Source organism: Maribacter sp. PR66 (genome assembly GCF_028464205.1).
Lineage (GTDB): Bacteria > Bacteroidota > Bacteroidia > Flavobacteriales > Flavobacteriaceae > Maribacter > Maribacter flavus.
The window spans coordinates 234,810-253,153 of record NZ_JAQPCH010000004.1 but is presented as its reverse complement, the minus strand read 5'-3'; the positions used below and the strand labels follow the sequence as shown (position 1 = coordinate 253,153).

Below are 18,344 nucleotides of genomic sequence, written 5' to 3'. Positions count from 1 at the left end.
CCGGTCTTGCCATGTTATGTTTAACTCCCTTTAAATCGCTTTTTGGAGGATTTTAGTTATTTTTAGAAGGTAACTAATCCAGCACATCTTTATGAAACATGCGTATTCCTATCTCCTCGTATTCCTCCTTGTCTTCACTACCGTTTCCAAGGCCCAGGAAGACGATACCATCCTCAAAAAATTAGAAGAAATTGCCATCATCGACCAAAAGGTCATGATGCCCATGCGCGATGGTATTCGCCTCGCAACGGACATCTATCGCCCCAAGACCAATGAAAAGGTACCCATCATTTTCTCCAGAACGCCCTATAACTTTAATTCCTGGGGCGATGGGGAGCAGAAGACCAGAACGGCGGAAAGGGCCTACGAGGCCGTAAAACGAGGCTATGCCTATGTGGTACAGAACGAGCGGGGCCGCTATTTTTCGGAAGGGGAGTGGGATATTCTGGGCGTTCCCCTTACGGATGGCTATGATGCCTTTAGCTGGATGAAGGACCAACCCTGGTCCAATGGGAAAATCGGCACCTATGGCTGTTCCAGTACCGCAGAATGGCAAATGGCCGTGGCCGCTTTGGACCATCCGGCGCATGCCGCGATGGTGCCCCAAGGCTATGGTGCCGGGGTGGGTCGCGTGGGCGATATCCTGGAGCAGGGCAATTGGTACCGCGGTGGGGTAGAGCAGCTGTTGTTTTTTTCCTGGCTATACGGTGTAGAGCATGACAAGTTCAAACCCCGCATCCCGGAAGGCGCGACCCAGGAAGACCTGATTCGTATTTCACGATTTTACGATTTGGCACCCGAGAATCCGCCGGTGGATATGTCCGAGGCCCTACAACACTTGCCCATTCAGGATATCCTAAAGAACATGCAAGGGAAGAAGGAGGTTTTTGATAAAATGGTACGCCGCAAACCCAACCATCCGGATTGGTATACGGGCGGACTCTATCATGACGATATGGAAATAGGTACCCCTAGTTTTTGGTTCGCTTCTTGGTACGATGTGAGCATCACGCCCAATTTGGCGCTCTTCAATCATGTTCGGAACAATGCCAAAGACCCTGAAATACGGGACAATCAATATATGGTCATCGCCCCAACATTGCACTGCGCCTATACCCGCGCAACGGAAAATACCATCGTAGGGGAGCGTAGCGTTGGTGATGCCCGTCTGAACTATGACGAACAGATCTATGCCTGGTGGGACCTTTGGCTGAAAGGCGAAAACAACGATTTTAAGGAGAAAACACCCAGGGTGCAATATTACACCATGGGGAAGAATATCTGGCAAACCGCCGAGCAATGGCCCCCTAAGGATAGTAAAATGACGACCTATTATCTAAATAGTGACGGGGCGGCCAATACCTGGAAGGGCAATGGAACGCTTTCCAGAAAAAAACCCTCCAAAGACCAACCGGATACTTTTGTGTACGACCCTATGAATCCCGTAACCTCCTATGGCGGCAACGTCTGTTGTACGGGCAATGCGGTCCAAGGAGGCGCCTTTGACCAGCAGGTGATGGAGGAGCGTGATGATATACTGGTCTACACCACCGATGTGTTGCAGGAAGGCGTAGAGGTGACCGGTTTTATCGAATCTACCCTTTATGTTTCTTCCGATGTCAAGGATACGGATTTTACGATCAAACTGATCGATGTCTATCCGGATGGCAGGGCCTATAACTTGGACGAGACCATTCAGCGTGCGCGTTTTCGCGAGGGGTACGACAAAGAGGTTTTTATGCAAGAGGGCGAAGTGTACAAAATCGACCTTACACCAATGGCCACCAGCAACTATTTTGAGAAAGGACATCGCATTCGTATTGAAGTATCGAGCAGTAATTTCCCGCGTTTTGCCCGTAATTTGAATACCGGGGGCGACAATTACGATGAATCCGAAGGTGTGGTGGCTACCAACAAGATCCACCACTCCAAAGCGTATCCTTCACAGATTCGCTTGCCCATACGTAAGTAGTCCCAAAAAAATGTATTCAAGAGCCTTGGAAGATGGGGAATTGCAGGACGTTTTGTAAGGAAATTTGCAGTAACCAAGTAAACTACCTTGGGGCAAGCCACGAGGCATTCGCAGGAAACAAATTTTTAATTTCGAGGCAAGCCTCGGAGGATTATACCCTTTGGTGCTGCCAATAAAAAAATATTCGATATAATAGAGACCATTAAATGACCGCTACCATGAGAACATCCCTTTTTTGTTTGAGTTTCCTCTTTACGAGCCTATGCTTTTCACAAATAGACCCATCCAATTACCAAGATTTGGAGTATCGAATGATCGGGCCTTTCAGGGGCGGGAGGACCGTGGGGGCGATGGGCGTGCCTTCCCAACCCAATGTATTCTTTATTGGGGTGAACAATGGCGGGGTATGGAAAACGGATGATTATGGCCGTACCTGGAATCCCATTTTTGATGACGTGCCCACAGGTTCCGTGGGAGATTTGGCGGTTTCGCCCTCGGACCCCAATGTTATTTATGTCGGTACCGGCGAAGGGCTGCACCGGCCGGACCTGGCTGTAGGGGACGGGATGTTCAAATCCACCAATGGCGGTAAAAGCTGGGAACATATCGGGCTGGAAGATGTGCAGCAGGTGAGTCGGGTCATCGTTCACCCCACCAATCCGGATATCGTCTATGTCGCCGGATTGGGCCATCCGTACGGGGCCAATGCAATGCGGGGCATTTTTAAGTCGGTAGACGGCGGAAAAACATGGAATAAAACTTTGTACATCAACGAAAATACCGGGGCCATCCAAGTGGAGCTCGACCCCAATAATCCCAACATCCTGTTCGCCGCCATGTGGGAACATCAGGAAGGCCCTTGGGAGAACGCCAAATTTTCCGGACCTAACAGCGGACTCTACAAATCCACCGATGGCGGGGACACCTGGCGACAACTAACCAACGGACTCCCCGGAGCGGAAGAGGGCCTGGGTAGGGTAGGGGTGGCGCTATCGGCCAGCAATTCCAAACGCATGTATGCCACAGTAGATGCCCGGGAAAAGGGCGGGGTCTATACCAGTGCCGATGCCGGCGAAAGCTGGAGCCTGGTCACCACGGAAAACCGACTCTGGGGCCGGGGCAGTGACTTTGCCGAAATTAAGGTGCATCCCAAGGATGAAAATACAGTTTTCGTAGGCAATATTGCCTCGTACAAATCTCTGGATGGCGGAAAAACATGGACCTCCATCAAAGGCGCCCCGGGCGGGGACGATTACCACCGGATATGGATCAATCCCCTGCATCCGGAAATCATGCTTTTCGCTGCCGATCAGGGAGCGGTCATTACCGTAAATGGGGGTGACACGTGGAGCTCGTGGTACAACCAGCCCACGTCACAATTGTATCATGTGACCACGGACAACCAATTTCCGTATTGGGTCTACGGCGGCCAACAGGAAAGTGGGGCCATTGGCATTGCCAGTAGGAGCAATGGGGGCCAGATCTCGTTTCGGGAATTTATGGGCGTGGGTGCCGATGAATATGCCTATGTCGCTCCGGACCCTTTGGATAACAACATCGTTTATGGAGGTCGCGTGATTCGATTCAATAAAAAAACGGGGCAGTCGCAATATGTAGGTCCCGAAGTGTTGCGTTCCCGGGATTTCCGATACCTGCGTACGATGCCCTTGTTGTTTCATCCGGCCGATGACAGTATGTTGTTGTTCGGTACGAATGTAATCTGGAAAACCCAAGATGGGGGACAGCATTGGGAACAGATCAGTGGCGACCTCACAAGAGCCCGACCCGAAGTGCCGGCCAGTGTCGGCGATTACAAAACCGATGCGATGGAAAACATGCCGCAACGTGCCATTGTGTACGCCATTGGACCTTCGCCCTTGGACAAAGACATTATTTGGGCGGGTACGGACGATGGCCTCATTCAGCTGACCCGGGATGGGGGCAAAACCTGGACCAACGTAACACCGGCCTCGATAACCTCTTGGGATAAAATTTCACAGATCGATGCCGGGCATTTTGATGCGGGAACAGCTTATGTGGCAGTGAATGCCATACGGAAGGATGATATGCAACCCCATATTTACAAGACCCATGACTTTGGGGAAACTTGGGAAGAAGTCGTTAGCGGGATGAATCCCTCCGGACCGGTCAACGTGGTGCGCGAAGACCCGAAACAACAAGGCTTACTGTATGCCGGAACGGAGCGTGAGGTCTATTTTTCGGCCGATGATGGGGCCTCTTGGCAGTCCCTAAGAATGAATATGCCCGCATCTTCCATTCGGGATTTGGTGGTGCATGAAAATGATCTGGTCATCGGTACGCACGGTCGCTCCATTTGGATTTTGGACAATGTGAGTCCGCTGCGGGAATTGGCCAGCCTCTCCGGCCAAAACGCCTATTTGTTTTCGCCCAGCGATGCCTACCGGGTACGGTTCAATATGTTTAGCGACACGCCGTTACCCCCGGAGGAACCTACGGGAGAGAATCCGCCGGATGGGGCCCTAATCGATTATTATTTGGGTGCCGATGCCCAAAAGGTGGAGCTCAACATATTGGATTCGGAAGGAGCATTGGTCAATAGCTTTTCGAGTGATGATAGGGCGGAAGTCTTGGATACGACTAAAATGCAGCATCCCACGTATTGGATACGTCCGTTTAAAGGATTGTCGGGCGAACCCGGCCACCACCGATTTGTATGGAATTTACGTTACAAGGAGCCGCAGGGGGCCAATCGTGCCTTTGCCATTGCGGCCGTGCAATACGATACGCCTAGCGGACCCGAAGGCCCTTTTGTAGCTCCGGGAACGTATAAAGTGCAATTGAAGGTCGATGGGAGAACTTTGGAAAAGGACATCACGGTAAAACTGGATCCCCGTTCCGAAATGAGCGAGGAAGCCTTGGCCCTCCAGGCCGACCTGTCCCTGCAGACCTACACCGATTACGGAAGATTGCAGGAGATTCGGGAAGTGATTGACGCCAGCTCGGCAAAAGGTAAGAAGAAGGAAAAGTTGATGGCCTTTCGAGGCGAAGGCGCCCCGGAGGATGGCGATTTGATTTATGGAAGTATTTATGTGTCGGAGCTGGAGGACGAAACGCTAGTCGGACTGCAATCCAAATTGCTGTATCTGCTCAATGTCTTGCAAAAATCGGATGCCCGACCCACGGTCGCTACAGAGCAAGCCGCAGCAAAATTGCATACACGTGTGGGGGAGATGGAAGCGCTTTGGGAATCGAAGTATAAATAGATAGCATGAAAACAGCCTGCTTGTAGTTGGTTGTAATTCGTTTTATGGGGTTGTTAAAAAAATCATGGGGTTTGGCCCGGTTATTATGCTATTGCCACGTATTGACGATGCGTTCATGATGGAATAATTGAACAAGTTATTGTATGTAAGGCAATTGTCTTTAGTTTGTTGTTTCTCTTACCTTTATTTAATAGTAGGTCAATAGTTTGCTTTTTAAGCATTTCCTTTTGTAGAGGTATTTATCTTACCATCACAAATCCCTCGGTAAGGGTTCCATTTGATTTTAGGTAGCATCATGGGGCTCCACCTTTTTGATAAAGGGAGGTGGCGAGACCTACCGCGCCGGAGGGTTGGAAAGCCCGGATTGCGATGATCGTGCCAAAGGCACAGGGACAGTTTCCAGGGTTTGGGCCAAGTCAAACTCCCCGTCCCGCAAGCGGGACACCCCTCTTCAGACGAAGAGGGGAGCTTTTAAAATAATGCGCAATTCCAATATTAAAAATTTTAACGCATCCATAGTAATTGCCCAGAAAAAAATGGTTTGGTCAATTATTTATGCATATCAAAATGTTCGGTAAAAGGTGATGGCGTGGAAAGATTGAACCTGTAGTTAGAGGTTCATCATAAAATATCAACTTTTTGTCCTATTTTAGAAGGAAAGACGTTCCAGTATGAACCTGAACACCAAAGCGAAACAAATAAACACCTACGATGCCATTGTGGTAGGTACAGGTATCAGTGGGGGATGGGCCGCAAAGGAGCTCTCTGAAAAAGGGCTAAAGACCTTGGTACTCGAAAGGGGACGTATGGTACAACATTTAAGGGATTACCCAACGATGAACCTCAATCCATGGGAATTGCCCTATGCAAACCAATTGACGCCAAAGGAACGAAGGGAGGAATATCCTATTCAGGCTAGGTCATCCTATGCCGTAGACCAATCGACCAAGCATTTTTTCGTCAAGGACAACGAAAACCCCTATGTACAGGAGAAACCTTTCCTTTGGACAAGGGGCTATCAGGTCGGGGGCCGTTCCCTGATTTGGGGAAGATGGGCCTATAGAAGGGGAGATCTGGAATTTGGTGCCAATGCCCGTGATGGTGTTGGTTTGGATTGGCCCATTCGATATAAGGATATTGAACCATGGTACGATTATGTGGAGTCCTACATAGGCGTGAGCGGTACAAGGGATGGATTGCCCCAGGTTCCGGATGGCAAGTTTCTGCCGCCTTGGGAAATGAGCTGTTTGGAAAAACATGTGGCGAGCAAAATTGAATCACATTTTGATGACCGAAAACTAACGATTGGAAGGACAGTGAACATTACACAGGCCCACGGTGGCCGTGGTCCCTGTATGGCGCGTAACAAATGTCGCAGGGGGTGTCCCTATGGGGCCTACTTTAGCAGTAATTCCGTAACACTTCTGGCTGCGGAAAGGACAGGAAACATGACCTTGCGACCCCATTCGATCGTACACACCATCCTTTACGACAAGGAGACGAAAAAGGCTTCGGGGGTACAAATCGTGGATGCGAATACAAAAGAGACAATAGTGTTCAATGCCAAGATCATCTTTCTCTGTGCATCAACGTTGGGTAGCACCAGTATACTTCTAAATTCGGTAGCCAACAGTTTCCCGGATGGTTTGGCCAATACCAGTGGTGAGCTGGGTCATAATTTGATGGACAATCATTTTCAGGTGGGCGCCTATGGGACCTACGATGGTTTTGAAGATGAATACCACAAGGGAAGAAGACCCGTAGATGTCTTGGTTCCAAGATTTCAAAATCTAGATGCCAAAACCAAACGTAAGGACTATCTGCGGGGATTCAGCACCTATGGTTGGTCCGGTCGCGAAGGATGGGACCGAGGTAGTGGGGGAAAGGAGTTTGGTGCCGCATGGAAGGATAGCTTGACCAAACCCGGGCCATGGACCTTTACCTTTCTGGCCTTTGGGGAGTGTTTGCCCGATCATAAAAACAGGATCTATCTGGACCACCAAAAACGCGACCCCTGGGGCTTGCCCATGTTGGTGGCCGATATGGCCTTTGGCCCCAATGAAGCCGCCATGCGAAAGGAAATGATGACCTCCAGTGCGGAAATGCTGGAAGCATCTGGATTTAAGGATATCAATACCTATGACGACCCTAGTGAACCCGGTTTGAGCATTCATGAAATGGGTACCGCAAGAATGGGTGAGGATTCCAAAAAATCAGTACTTAACAAGTGGAACCAAGTACACGATATTCCTAATATTTTTGTAACGGACGGTTCTTGTATGAATTCCAATGGTTGGGGAAACCCGTCATTGACCTATATGGCCTTAACGGCAAGGGCCTGTGACCATGCCGTGAACGAACTTAAAAAAGGGAATTTATGACAGCGGGAACTATGAATAGAAGAAAGGCTTTGGAAAGGGTCTCCGTAATTATGGGAGGTGTTTTGGTGCCTTCTATTTGGACAGGTATGATCAGCGGTTGTAGGACTCCCTTGGAAACTGATTGGTCGCCCAAATTTTTAAATAATGAGGAGGCCCTACTTACAGAACTGATCGTAGATGTATTTATTCCCCAAACGCACACTCCAAGTGCTTCGGAGGCCATGGTACATAGGTTCATAGATGAAATGTTACATGGTTTTTTGGAAAAGGAAGAACAGGAAATAATTCGGCATGGGTTAAAAAGGCTGCAAGAGTTGGATTTTGTTGGAATGGATGAGGAAGCGAGAATCAACGTTTTTAAAGATCTATCCGTTTCGGAAGAGCCTAAAAATGCCTTGTTCTTCGATGCGATGCGCAGTATGGCCTTATTGGGCTATTTCACATCTGAAATTGGCGCTACGCAAACCTTGGCGCACGACCCCATTCCGGGTTCCTATGAAGGATGTATCCCCTTGAATAAATATGGAGGCAAAACCTGGTCTGAAAGTTAGGCTATAAACCATCGTTCACTATTTTAATGCTCCCTTCGCCTGCGTAGAGTTCCCTGCCAAACAACAGGTGGTTGAAAACCTTTCCTTTTTCAAAGTCCAGCACCTGACTTACCCCCGTACCGTTTTCCTCTCCCCAGGTGATGAACAGTTTATCCTTGGAAATCCAGTTTGCCCGATATATTTCCCTTCCTTGAAGTCCTTTTTCAGTGCCCTGGACTGCCGTCCAATGCAGGGTGGAGTCAGACTCGAACGTCAAGTGGTAGACACTTTCACCATAATCGTATTCCAATGTTTTGGAAATAAGTCCTTCGCTCTTCGGGGAGGAATTTGACGAACAATTCCAAAAGATGATGGCCATAAGGCATGAAAATATGGAATTACGGTATTTGTCCATAGCTGAAATTCTTTTAATTGAAAGGATTTGCGTTCAAAAGATATTAAAATTACCCCAAGCAAACCTTGTTTTCTGTCGGTTTTAGTACATTGGCAGAAACCTTGAAATGTGCTAGCGAAAAGACGACAATTGCCCCAGGAATACCCCATGGATTCCGAAAAATTCATCTACTGCCTGGAAGCGGTGGCCGATGCGGAAATGGACCAAATCACCGAAGTACAAAAAAGCCTGGAACAACTGGCCATGCAATACGGTGTGGCGAGTATCTATAAGACCTGCGATACCATTGAGGGGCTGGAAGACAGCCTCAATGCCTTGGTCCTAGACGATCATCATTTTAAGGATTACGAAATCATTTATCTGGTGATGACGGGCGAGGCCAATAGTATTTGCTTGAACGACTGCTACTATAGTTTGCAGGAAATCGCGGAACTCTTTGAAGGTCGATTACGGGGCAAGATCGTGCATTTTTCCAACGCCAAAGTGCTGGATCTGGACGAGGAGGAGGCCCAGTATTTTCTCGACATTACCAATGCCAAGGCCGTATCCGGCTATGGCCACCCCTCACAGGGCATCAGCAGTGCCATGCTGGACAAGGCATTTTTCAATCTGTTCAAGGAAGAGGACGATATGTTCGAGGTGGTAGAGGAGCTGCACCGCAGACATTACGATGCCTGTAAAATCTTGGATTTCAGATTATACTATTAAATCTTGATTGCAATAGGGAATCTATCTTTTGCTTGAAGGTCTAACCGTTCAATTTGTTTTCCTTGCGCTCCCTACGGTCGTCCCTGCGTTCGCGACGGTCTTCCCGTAATTCCCCTTTATCCTCCCGGAGTTCTTCCTGGGTCTCCAACAGGTCATTGTTCAGGGTGGCGATAAACTTTTCAAGGATACCGTTTCCAAGCGTTTCATCGGCTTTGGCGCTTTCGTAGAGGGCCTTTTGGTTTTCCAATCGGGATTCCAGTTCTGCACGGTCGGCCACATCGTCCCTTTTGTCGCGTCGGTCGTCGCGGTTATTCCTTCGGTCGCGGCGCATATCCCTTCTATCGTCCGGGGTGCCTTCAAACGTTCTGCGGTTGCTTCTTTTTTCCCTGCGGTTGGTCCCTTTTTCCACGGAACTTTGCACGACTTCCCGCTTTGCCCAGGCTATTTTTCCCTCGGTCTGTTGGATTTCCCGTTCCATGGCGGTCAGGATTCCCTTCCGATACTTTTGGGCCAATTTGGTATCGCCATTTTCAAGGGCCGTCTGAAATTCGGATACATCGGCTTTAAAGCTTTCCAGTTCATTGGTGTCCCGTTCCAATTGCGCGTTGCCCACCTTGATCTGTCGGTGGTCCTGAACGGCTTCCTTGGCATTCTGTGCCGAAGCAAAAAAGGCCGTCAATAGTACAAGGGTCGCAGTGAGATATTTATTTGTTTTCATTGTCTTTGATTTTATCGGTGTATAAAAATTTTAAAATATAAGATCTAAAAAATAGAGTGGGGGGGTTAATTGATCACTGCATTGATCTTTTCCCAAAGCGCATTGTCAAATCCCGATACCGCAAAATTGGTATTCTGCGGGTCCGATGCATTGCCCATACGAATGACCACCATGTTTTTACTGGGTACCACATAGATACGTTGGTCCTTGGCACCCATGGCAGCTACCATGTCAGCCGGGGCATTGGGAATCAAAGTCCCAGGAAACACGGCTTGTTGGCTAGGAACCATATACTGGGATTTTCCGTTCAACCACCACAGATATCCGTAGGAGGGATTGATACTTTGGGAGGTAGTCACACATTCCGTAAAGAAAGATGCATCGATGATCTGTTCCCCGTCCCACGAACCGTTATTTAGGCTGAGTAGCCCGAAACGGGCCATGCTTCGGGTGGTGCTGTGAAAGATGGTGAAGATCGTTCCTTCGTTCCAAAAACCGTCCATACCGATCTTCGCCTTTAGGTTTGTGTTGAAGTAGCTTTCAAAATCGGTCGCACTGGATTCGGCCACGACATCCATCAATTTTTGAAACACGTTGCCATAGGCCCATCGGGTGCCGGCATCGGCCACATAGGTAAGGTTGGATTTTACCACCAATTGTTTGGTATCGTCAATGCCAGAGGTCATCGTGAGCAAATTCCGAACGGTAATGAGGTTTTCCTTTTCCAAATCCATATTGGTCCAGTTTTCCCCTAGATAGTCGGACACTTTGTTATCGATATCTATCAGCCCGTTTTGCTGTGCAATGCCCGTGGTGGCGGATGCCAAGGTTTTTCCGGCACTGTTCCATTCCCAAGGCTCTTGGGCCGTGTGTCCGTCAAAATACTCCTCCATCACGATCCTGCCATTGACAAGGATCATAAAGGATTTGGAATTGGCCTGGATGAGAAAATCTTTCAAGGGATCTAGTTGCGACTCGTCCCATTGTAAACTACTGGGTGTAACGGTTTCCCAGGTGTTGCTTCCAATGGGTGGAAAATAGAGGGTTTGATTGGGTGGAGCTATTGGCCCGTCGTCTGATGAGGAGCAGCTGGCCGCCATGCCAAGCACCAGTACCAAAAGCAAATACATATGTTTCATAGCTTTTATTTTTTAGACTTCTATTACCCCATTGACTCACTACTACATTTCTAGGTACGTTTTTCTAGTATGTCCCTGAAACTCCCGCTCTAAACAATGGAATTGAAGCATATCATATAACGTGCTGACCTTTGGTTTGTTGTGTGGGGTATGGGCTGAATTTTTAAGGGTAATTGAACTTAATGTTCTGTTTGGCACGAAAGGAAGGGATATACTGTTAAAAACATGTCAAATTCTATTTCAACTGGGGTGTTTCTTTACGATTCCGGTATCTTTTGCCCTATTATGTAAAGCCATGACGAACGTCGAAAGGCTTTATTCTTACGTATTCATTTAAAATCAAACAACCATGAAATCCTTGAAAACAAAATCCCTTCTTTCATTACTATTCCTGCCGATGCTATTTCTAAGCGCACAGGGCGAATTGAAGTCGGTGGAAGGCTATTCGCCAAACATTGGACGGATAGTCTATATGCTGGAAGACCTAAAGGATCGCATTACCGAACAGGTTAAGGACTTGGACCAATCCCAAACCGATTTTCAATATGATGCCCAAGCGAACAGTATTGGGGCCTTGATCATGCATTTGGTATCTACGGAATCCTACTATCAGGTAGCGACCTTGGAGGGTAGGGAATGGACGGAAGCGGAGCTTGAAAGCGTCGGTATTGCGGGAGAATTGAATGCCAATGTAAATAGCATGCTCAAAGGGGAGTCTATTGGTCATTATTTAAGTCTTTGGGATGATGTGCGCCAAAAAACGCTGGACTTGCTCAAAACCAAGGATGATGCCTGGTTCGCCTCGAACATTGAGGAAGGACTGAATTATCACTATATCTGGTACCACGTTATGGAACATTCCGCCAACCATATGGGGCAAATTGGGACGATAATGAATCGGTTGCCTGAATAATTCCAATAATTCAGTTTAAGTCTTCTGTATGTAAGGATTCAAAACCTGAGTACGACTACCAAAGCAATTTTATATAACGACAAATTATAGGTACAAATGCGTAGCATACACGAACACCCGTAAAATAAAATTGACGTGAGTAAATGAAAATTTGCGGCGTAGCCGACCGCTAGGGAATGTTTCATGACCCTGTTGCAAATTTCAATAAATAACGCTCACATGAGGGATATTTTACATAATAGAATTATAGCTTACGAATATGAAACGGATTTTGCTGTAAAACTGCTGTGACATAATTGTTGACGATATAAAACACTTGCGTGTTGTTATATCTACAATTATATCAAATACGGTGGTATTGGCAGTTTTAAACGACAAACATATTTGTACTATAATTTATATTATGTAAAATAGACTTTTTTAAACCCGGTATATAATCCCTTCGTTTTTAGCCGGCTCCTCTTCTCTTTGGCTTTATAATTCACAACCAACAACTTTTAAAAACATTTCCATAGAAAAGAAATGTATATTTATTCCACCAATTACCAAACTATATGAAATCCAATCCATTTCAACGATTCCTTCTAGGCATCGTACTGTTTTGTTGTGTTGCCAGTTTTTCACAGACCACACAAAAAAACCAGCAATTTAACCGACCGTTTTACCAAGCGACCTTTTTGGAAACCGAACCTGTCGTAGACGGCGAAATCCGCAACGAAGCCCTTTGGGAGTCGGTTCCCTTGGCCCCGGACCTCATTCAGATAAAGCCTTCCTTTGGCGCTCCCGTGTCCGAAAAAACGGAAATTCGTGTCGCTTATAGCAATACCACCTTTTATGTGGCCGTCGTCTGCTATGATAAGGAACCCGATAAAATTGTGGTCTCCGACTCGCGCCGCGATGCGGATCTCAATGATGAGGACAGCTTTCTCTTTATCATCGATACCTATAACGACCAGCAAAACGGCTTCCTTTTTGGTACCAATGCCCAAGGCATGGAATACGACGCACAGATCAACAACGAAGGAAAGGGAAATAACAATGCCAATCGCCAACAGGGCGGCGTTATTGGAGGTACAAACCTCAATTGGGACGCCACCTGGTCCGTAAAAACACAATTGGGCGACTATGGCTGGAGCGCCGAGTTTGCCATTCCCCTACGTTCCCTGCGTTTCGCTTCCGGGGAGGCCAAAACATGGGGGCTCAATTTTCAGCGGAACATCAGTAAAAACACTGAAATTGCCTACTGGACCTCCCTCCCATTGGGTTTCGACCTCAAACGCCTGGCCTTGGCCGGTAAATTGACCGGACTCAATCTAAAAAATCCAGGGAACCTAAAGTTGATACCCTATGCCCTGGTTCAGGGTATCAATGACCAGTCTATCTCCCCCAGCGAACAGGAACTGGACGCGGAAGTGGGCATGGACGTCAAGTACAGCATCACCCCTAGTCTTACCCTAGACCTCACCTATAACACGGACTTTGCCCAGGTAGAAGTGGACGACGAACAAGTGAACCTTGACCGATTCAACCTTTTCTTTCCCGAAAAACGGGCCTTTTTCCTTGAAAATGCGGGTCAGTTTTCGGTCGGAAGCCCTGGAGAGGTCGACTTGTTCTTTAGTCGGCGTATCGGTTTGGGTCAGGATGGTAGTATCGTCCCCATCATCGGCGGAGCCCGGGTTTCCGGGAAAGTCGGACAAACCAATGTGGGCCTGCTTAGTATGTTTACCGAGGATGTGGCATCGGCGGGTATTACGGAAAACAACTTCTCCGTGGCGCGTGTCAACCATAACTTTGGGAATTCCCGAAGTTCCTTGGGCGGTATATTCGTAAACCGACAAGGTTTGGCGGGCCTCGACGAAGATTTTAACCGGGTGTATGCCATAGATGGCAAATGGGGCATTGGCAACAAGGCGGAAGTAAACGGTTTTTTTGCCAAGAGCATCACCCCTTCCATCAACGGGCAGGACCATGCCTTTAAATTATTGGCCAACTACGAATGGGACGGCTGGAACTTGAACGCGGGCTACACCGAGGTGGCTCCGGGATTCAATCCGGAAGTCGGTTTTCTACAACGGAGCGCTTTTAAAAAACCGGAGTTGTTGATTTTTAAGGCACATAGGGTCAATGGTAACGGTAGTTTCCTGGAAATGCGTCCCCACCTCTCCTATCGTGGGTACTGGAACTTTGACAATGAGCAGGTTACGGGCTTTCTGCATGTGGACAACCATTGGGTTTGGCGCAGCGGCTTTGAGATCCATACCGGTATCAATTTCACCCAGGAGCGGGTGTTTGCCCCCTTCAATATTTCCAATGTGACGGTGCCCATCGGCGAATACAAAAATGAGGAATTGCAGTTTGTGTTGATTACCAACCCGAATAATGCTTTTTCCGTCAGTACCCGTACCTTCATCGGTGGTTATTTCAACGGTATGCGTTATTCCAACAGCGGTACGGCCAATTTTAGGGTAGGGAACAAATTTGTATCCTCTCTGACCATGAGCCACAACGATATCCAGCTGGAAACCGGAAATACGACGGCCTTGGTGGGCGGACTCCGATTGGCCTACAGTTTTACCCCGCGCATCTTTTTACAAAGCTTGATACAGCGCAACAATGTTTCCGAGATAACCTCGGTAAATGCCCGCTTTGGTTGGCTTCAGAGTGCGAATACCGGGCTCTTTGTGGTATTCAATATCGTACGGGACGACAACCCCTTGGATTTTTTGGACAATCAGACCCTGACTATCAAATACACGCATCGGTTTGATGTATTGAAGTAGCAACCTATACATGCAAGTGTACGCTACTCAAATAAAGAGTTGGTTATGGATTGGGACCCATGGGTTTTAGATAGACGAAAATTCAAGCCTAAAATTCCAAATTCCCTGGTGATTCTTAAACCCAAAATATGCAATAGAAAATCTATTACGGCTTCAAACTACTTCAAACACACGCTATTTAAGCCGTTTTTTAATTTAACCATAGCGATGCTATGCAAAAATTAAGAAAACACTTGTGTTTATTGTATTTTGAACCCTCATCACGAAGTCCTAATGCATAATTTGGGTTAAATGGGTCGATCATACATCTAGACAATAATTTTCATTAATCAATACACAAAATTAGAGTGCGTCCAATTTGCCTGTATCTTTATTTCAGAGCCAATAAAGAGACTTACGGTTTGGGCCAATACAATTCTGGCAGTCCAGCTTGTTCCAATTTCGTATTCATCTCCGGTACTTCTTTTTGCCTAATGTCCGAAAGCCTTGTTTTTAATGCGGCCCACTGCGCTAGATAATCGGCACTTACATCGCGAACGCCCGGTGTCATGGGCAAATTGCCCTTGTCGATGCTGTTCAGAAAATCCTTGAACTTAATGAGCAGACGAGCCTCGAACATGTAGTTGCTTTGATAGGTACGCATCTCCTTTTGAAGAATGGCTTCGATCCAGGTTTCGATGCGGCTGTCCAACTCCTTTCCTTCCTGTTTCACGGCTTCATTCTTGGTCATTTCCATAAGAAGGTTTAGTTGTTCTTGCACCAAGCGCACATCGCGCACGCCTTTTGCCATTTCCTTAGCACCTGTATAGATAGACTTTGAAATGGCATCTCGTTCCATATACGCCTCTTCCACATTGGGGATACTATTTTTCAACCTTGGGTCTATATCGATGTTAAATTCCTGATGATGGACCTTGTCCCCTACTTTCAAACGTACCGTATACGCTCCTGGAGGGGCATTATACGCCGTAAGGTCCCTATTAGTAGTATATAATTCGGTTAGGCAATCAAACCTTCCAATTTTCATGTTCCATTGATAGCGATGCGCCCCAGCCTTCTTTTTCAATTGGGGCTTTATCAAGGTATCGCAGCCAACGGGCGTCCTATTAGTGCTTTCGGAATGGAGCACAGTCCCATTTTTGTCCAGGATTTCCAAGGACATAGGAGTTTCCTTTGGTACTTCCTTGTTCAGCACATAGTGAATTTGAACACCTGATGGCGGATTTTCACCATACCCGCCATCGGTACTATAGGCGACGGATAATTCGGTAAATACATCCCTAGGATCATACAAATAGGAATCCGCTTGCGCTACCGTCTCCGAAATTTGATGCAACGGAGTCAAATCGTCCAAAATCCAAAGGGCACGCCCCTGTGTTGCCACCACCAGATCCTTACGCTGTACCCTAAGATCAGTGATAGGTACTTCGGGCAAATTGTTCTGTAACGGCATCCAATTGGCGCCATCATCGAAAGAAACAAAGATGCCCGTTTCCGTTCCGGCATACAACAATCCCCTTCGATCGGGATCTTCCCGAACCGTTCGGGCAAAGGTATCCCCGGGAATTCCGTTTACAATTTTCTCCCAAGTGGCACCGTAATCGTTGGTCTTAAAGATATAGGGCGTAAAATCGTTCAGTTTATAGCCTGTTACCGCAATGTAGGCAGTAGCGGGATCATGGGGCGAAGGTTCCACCACGTTGATGATACTTTCCTTCAGGCCCTTTGGTGTCACATTGGTCCAGGTTTCTCCACCATCACGTGTTAGGTGCACAAGCCCATCGTCGGAGCCTACCCAAATGACACCTTCGACCAACGGAGATTCCTCAATATTGAATAAATTGTTGTAGCTCTCTGCCGTTATCTGTTCATTGCTGATGGGCTCGCCTCCCTTTCCTTGATGTTCCTTATCGTTTCGGGTAAGGTCTTCGCTCATGACTTTCCAGGTTACCCCACGATCGGTAGATTTCATAACGTATTGCGAGCCGTAATAAATGACGGATGGATTGTGTGGCGATACGATTACGGGCCCGTTCCAATTGGCTCGATATTTTAAATTTTTTGGCTGTTCCCCTGTAACCCTCGTCGGATAAGGCATCACCATCCGGGTATTGTCGATATCCCTGTCCCACTCTACGAAGTTGCTTGCAAAATATGTGGAGTACACATATCGAGGGTTATTGGGGTCCACCGCAACGGTGGAGGATTCCCCCGCACGCATCACATCCCAATGCATTTCCCCTATTCCGTCGTCCATAACCCTACTATCTATGGCAATGGTGCTATTGTCCTGCTGTCCGGAATATACGCGATATGGATAACCATTGTCCGTGATAACCCTGTAAAACTGGCCGGTGGGCTGATTGTAAAGCGTAGACCATGTTTTTCCACCATTGTAGGTCACCGAAGCCCCGCCATCATTGGCATTGATCATGATGTCGCTATTATGGGGATTTATCCAAAGGTCATGATGGTCCACATGACTACCGGGATTTCCTTCAAAGGTCTTGCCCCCATCGATGGATTTCATGGCAAAGCTGTTCATGACCCAAACTTCATCGGCATCTTTCGGGTCGGCTATAATATGCATGTAGTACCAAGAACGGGCATACGTAGTGGCATCATTGGTAGTTTGCACAAAGGATTCTCCCCCATCCTCGGAACGGTAAACCCCGGCCTTATCTCCCAGGGCATCAATTGCGATGTAGACGATGTTGGGATCGGCCGGAGAAATTGCAACGCCCATTTTACCCTTAAGCTCCGGTAATCCCTTTGTGATTTCCTTCCAGTTTTTGCCCCCATCGGTGGTTTTGTAAATTCGACTGCCGGGTCCCCCACTGTGCACTACCCAAGGTTTGCGATGGAAATCCCAGGAAGCCACCATCATGATATCCGGGTTCGTGACATCTACGGTCATATCGACGATTCCTGAATCCTCGTTTACAAAGAGTATTTTCTCCCAGGTTGTACCGCCATCCTCGGACAAGTAAACGCCCCTTTCAGGATTGGGCCCCCAAGGATTTCCCTGCGCGGCCACATAGACCTTATTGGGATTGGTGGGATGCACATACACATCGCTAATGTGCCTTGTTTTCTCAAGTCCCATATGTTTCCAGGTCTTTCCGGCATCAGTCGATTTATAGAGACCGTCCCCATGGGAAGTCTTTACGCCCCGCACGGGCGATTCGCCCGTACCCACATAGATGATATTGGGATCGGACGGTGCAACCGTAATGTCACCAATACCTGTAGTATTAAAGAATCCGTCCGATATATTGTTCCAGGTAGTGCCGCCATCGGTTGTTTTCCAGACACCTCCGCCCGTGGCGCCCATGTAATACGTAAAAATATCATCAGGGATTCCTGTAACCGTTGTGGAGCGTCCTCCTCTAAAAGGTCCAATGTTCCTATAGGTCATTGACTCGTATAATTTTTCGGTCAATTTTGGCGTACTACTTTGTTTGCGTTGCCCATGTAGGCAATAAAAAACAGTTATTAGGCTCAAGAAGTTACATAGTGCTCTTTTCATAGGAACATAGGTTT

11 protein-coding genes are annotated in these 18,344 nt (G+C 47.5%); 7 read left to right on the top strand and 4 right to left on the bottom strand.

Translation table 11 applies throughout. The features are described 5' to 3' along the window. The first annotated feature begins 91 nt into the window (after window positions 1-91). The 4 genes from PP181_RS10050 (at window position 92) to PP181_RS10035 (ending at window position 8,149) form a co-directional block, all read left to right on the top strand. Entirely contained in the window at window positions 92-1,972 is a 1,881-nt protein-coding gene (locus PP181_RS10050) for a CocE/NonD family hydrolase (RefSeq protein ID WP_272636986.1), read from the top strand. Window positions 1,973-2,190: 218 nt separating this feature from the next. Continuing rightward, window positions 2,191-5,217: a WD40/YVTN/BNR-like repeat-containing protein gene (locus PP181_RS10045; RefSeq protein ID WP_272636985.1), complete on the top strand. Its 3,027-nt coding sequence runs from the start codon at window positions 2,191-2,193 to the stop codon at window positions 5,215-5,217. Between the two features lie 671 nt (window positions 5,218-5,888). Next, the gene (locus PP181_RS10040) at window positions 5,889-7,598 is read left to right on the top strand and encodes a GMC oxidoreductase (RefSeq protein ID WP_272636984.1); all 1,710 of its coding nucleotides are present in this window, start codon (window positions 5,889-5,891) and stop codon (window positions 7,596-7,598) included. An 11-nt stretch (window positions 7,599-7,609) separates the two neighbouring features. Then, a complete protein-coding gene (locus PP181_RS10035; RefSeq protein ID WP_272636983.1) occupies window positions 7,610-8,149 on the top strand; it encodes a gluconate 2-dehydrogenase subunit 3 family protein in 540 nt (179 codons plus the stop codon). Between the two features lies 1 nt (window position 8,150). On the opposite strand, the gene PP181_RS10030 is transcribed toward PP181_RS10035, so the two are convergent. Next, a complete protein-coding gene (locus tag PP181_RS10030) occupies window positions 8,151-8,543 on the bottom strand; it encodes a MoaF-related domain-containing protein (RefSeq protein WP_272636982.1) in 393 nt (130 codons plus the stop codon). 108 nt (window positions 8,544-8,651) lie between these two features. On the opposite strand from PP181_RS10030, the gene PP181_RS10025 reads away from it, so the two are divergent. Next, window positions 8,652-9,251: a DUF6642 family protein gene (locus tag PP181_RS10025; RefSeq protein WP_272636981.1), complete on the top strand. Its 600-nt coding sequence runs from the start codon at window positions 8,652-8,654 to the stop codon at window positions 9,249-9,251. A gap of 40 nt (window positions 9,252-9,291) precedes the next feature. Here the strand turns inward: PP181_RS10025 and PP181_RS10020 are convergent, their stop codons facing one another. Then, window positions 9,292-9,969, bottom strand: coding sequence for a hypothetical protein (locus PP181_RS10020; protein WP_272636980.1), 678 nt, complete (start codon window positions 9,967-9,969; stop codon window positions 9,292-9,294). Window positions 9,970-10,034: 65 nt separating this feature from the next. Then, the gene (locus PP181_RS10015; protein WP_272636979.1) at window positions 10,035-11,108 is read right to left on the bottom strand and encodes a serine hydrolase domain-containing protein; all 1,074 of its coding nucleotides are present in this window, start codon (window positions 11,106-11,108) and stop codon (window positions 10,035-10,037) included. A 349-nt stretch (window positions 11,109-11,457) separates the two neighbouring features. Between PP181_RS10015 and PP181_RS10010 the strand changes: the two genes are divergently transcribed. Next, entirely contained in the window at window positions 11,458-12,021 is a 564-nt protein-coding gene (locus PP181_RS10010; protein ID WP_272636978.1) for a DinB family protein, read from the top strand. 554 nt (window positions 12,022-12,575) lie between these two features. Beyond that, complete coding sequence (locus PP181_RS10005; RefSeq protein WP_272636977.1) at window positions 12,576-14,801, top strand: carbohydrate binding family 9 domain-containing protein; 2,226 nt, start codon at window positions 12,576-12,578, stop codon at window positions 14,799-14,801. 394 nt (window positions 14,802-15,195) lie between these two features. On the opposite strand, the gene PP181_RS10000 is transcribed toward PP181_RS10005, so the two are convergent. Beyond that, window positions 15,196-18,330 carry a WD40/YVTN/BNR-like repeat-containing protein gene (locus PP181_RS10000; RefSeq protein ID WP_272636976.1) on the bottom strand — a complete coding sequence of 1,045 codons (3,135 nt, stop codon included), beginning with the start codon at window positions 18,328-18,330 and terminating at the stop codon, window positions 15,196-15,198. Window positions 18,331-18,344: the final 14 nt, after the last annotated feature.

Excerpts from the sequence above, each read along its gene's own strand:
- PP181_RS10015 (WP_272636979.1), bottom strand. The coding sequence starts at position 11,108 with ATGAAACATATGTATTTGCTTTTGGTACTGGTGCTTGGCATGGCGGCC.
- PP181_RS10005 (WP_272636977.1), top strand. The coding sequence starts at position 12,576 with ATGAAATCCAATCCATTTCAACGATTCCTTCTAGGCATCGTACTGTTT.
- PP181_RS10010 (WP_272636978.1), top strand. The coding sequence starts at position 11,458 with ATGAAATCCTTGAAAACAAAATCCCTTCTTTCATTACTATTCCTGCCG.
- PP181_RS10020 (WP_272636980.1), bottom strand. The coding sequence starts at position 9,969 with ATGAAAACAAATAAATATCTCACTGCGACCCTTGTACTATTGACGGCC.
- PP181_RS10000 (WP_272636976.1), bottom strand. The coding sequence starts at position 18,330 with ATGAAAAGAGCACTATGTAACTTCTTGAGCCTAATAACTGTTTTTTAT.
- PP181_RS10040 (WP_272636984.1), top strand. The coding sequence starts at position 5,889 with ATGAACCTGAACACCAAAGCGAAACAAATAAACACCTACGATGCCATT.
- PP181_RS10035 (WP_272636983.1), top strand. The coding sequence starts at position 7,610 with ATGAATAGAAGAAAGGCTTTGGAAAGGGTCTCCGTAATTATGGGAGGT.
- PP181_RS10030 (WP_272636982.1), bottom strand. The coding sequence starts at position 8,543 with ATGGACAAATACCGTAATTCCATATTTTCATGCCTTATGGCCATCATC.
- PP181_RS10050 (WP_272636986.1), top strand. The coding sequence starts at position 92 with ATGAAACATGCGTATTCCTATCTCCTCGTATTCCTCCTTGTCTTCACT.
- PP181_RS10045 (WP_272636985.1), top strand. The coding sequence starts at position 2,191 with ATGAGAACATCCCTTTTTTGTTTGAGTTTCCTCTTTACGAGCCTATGC.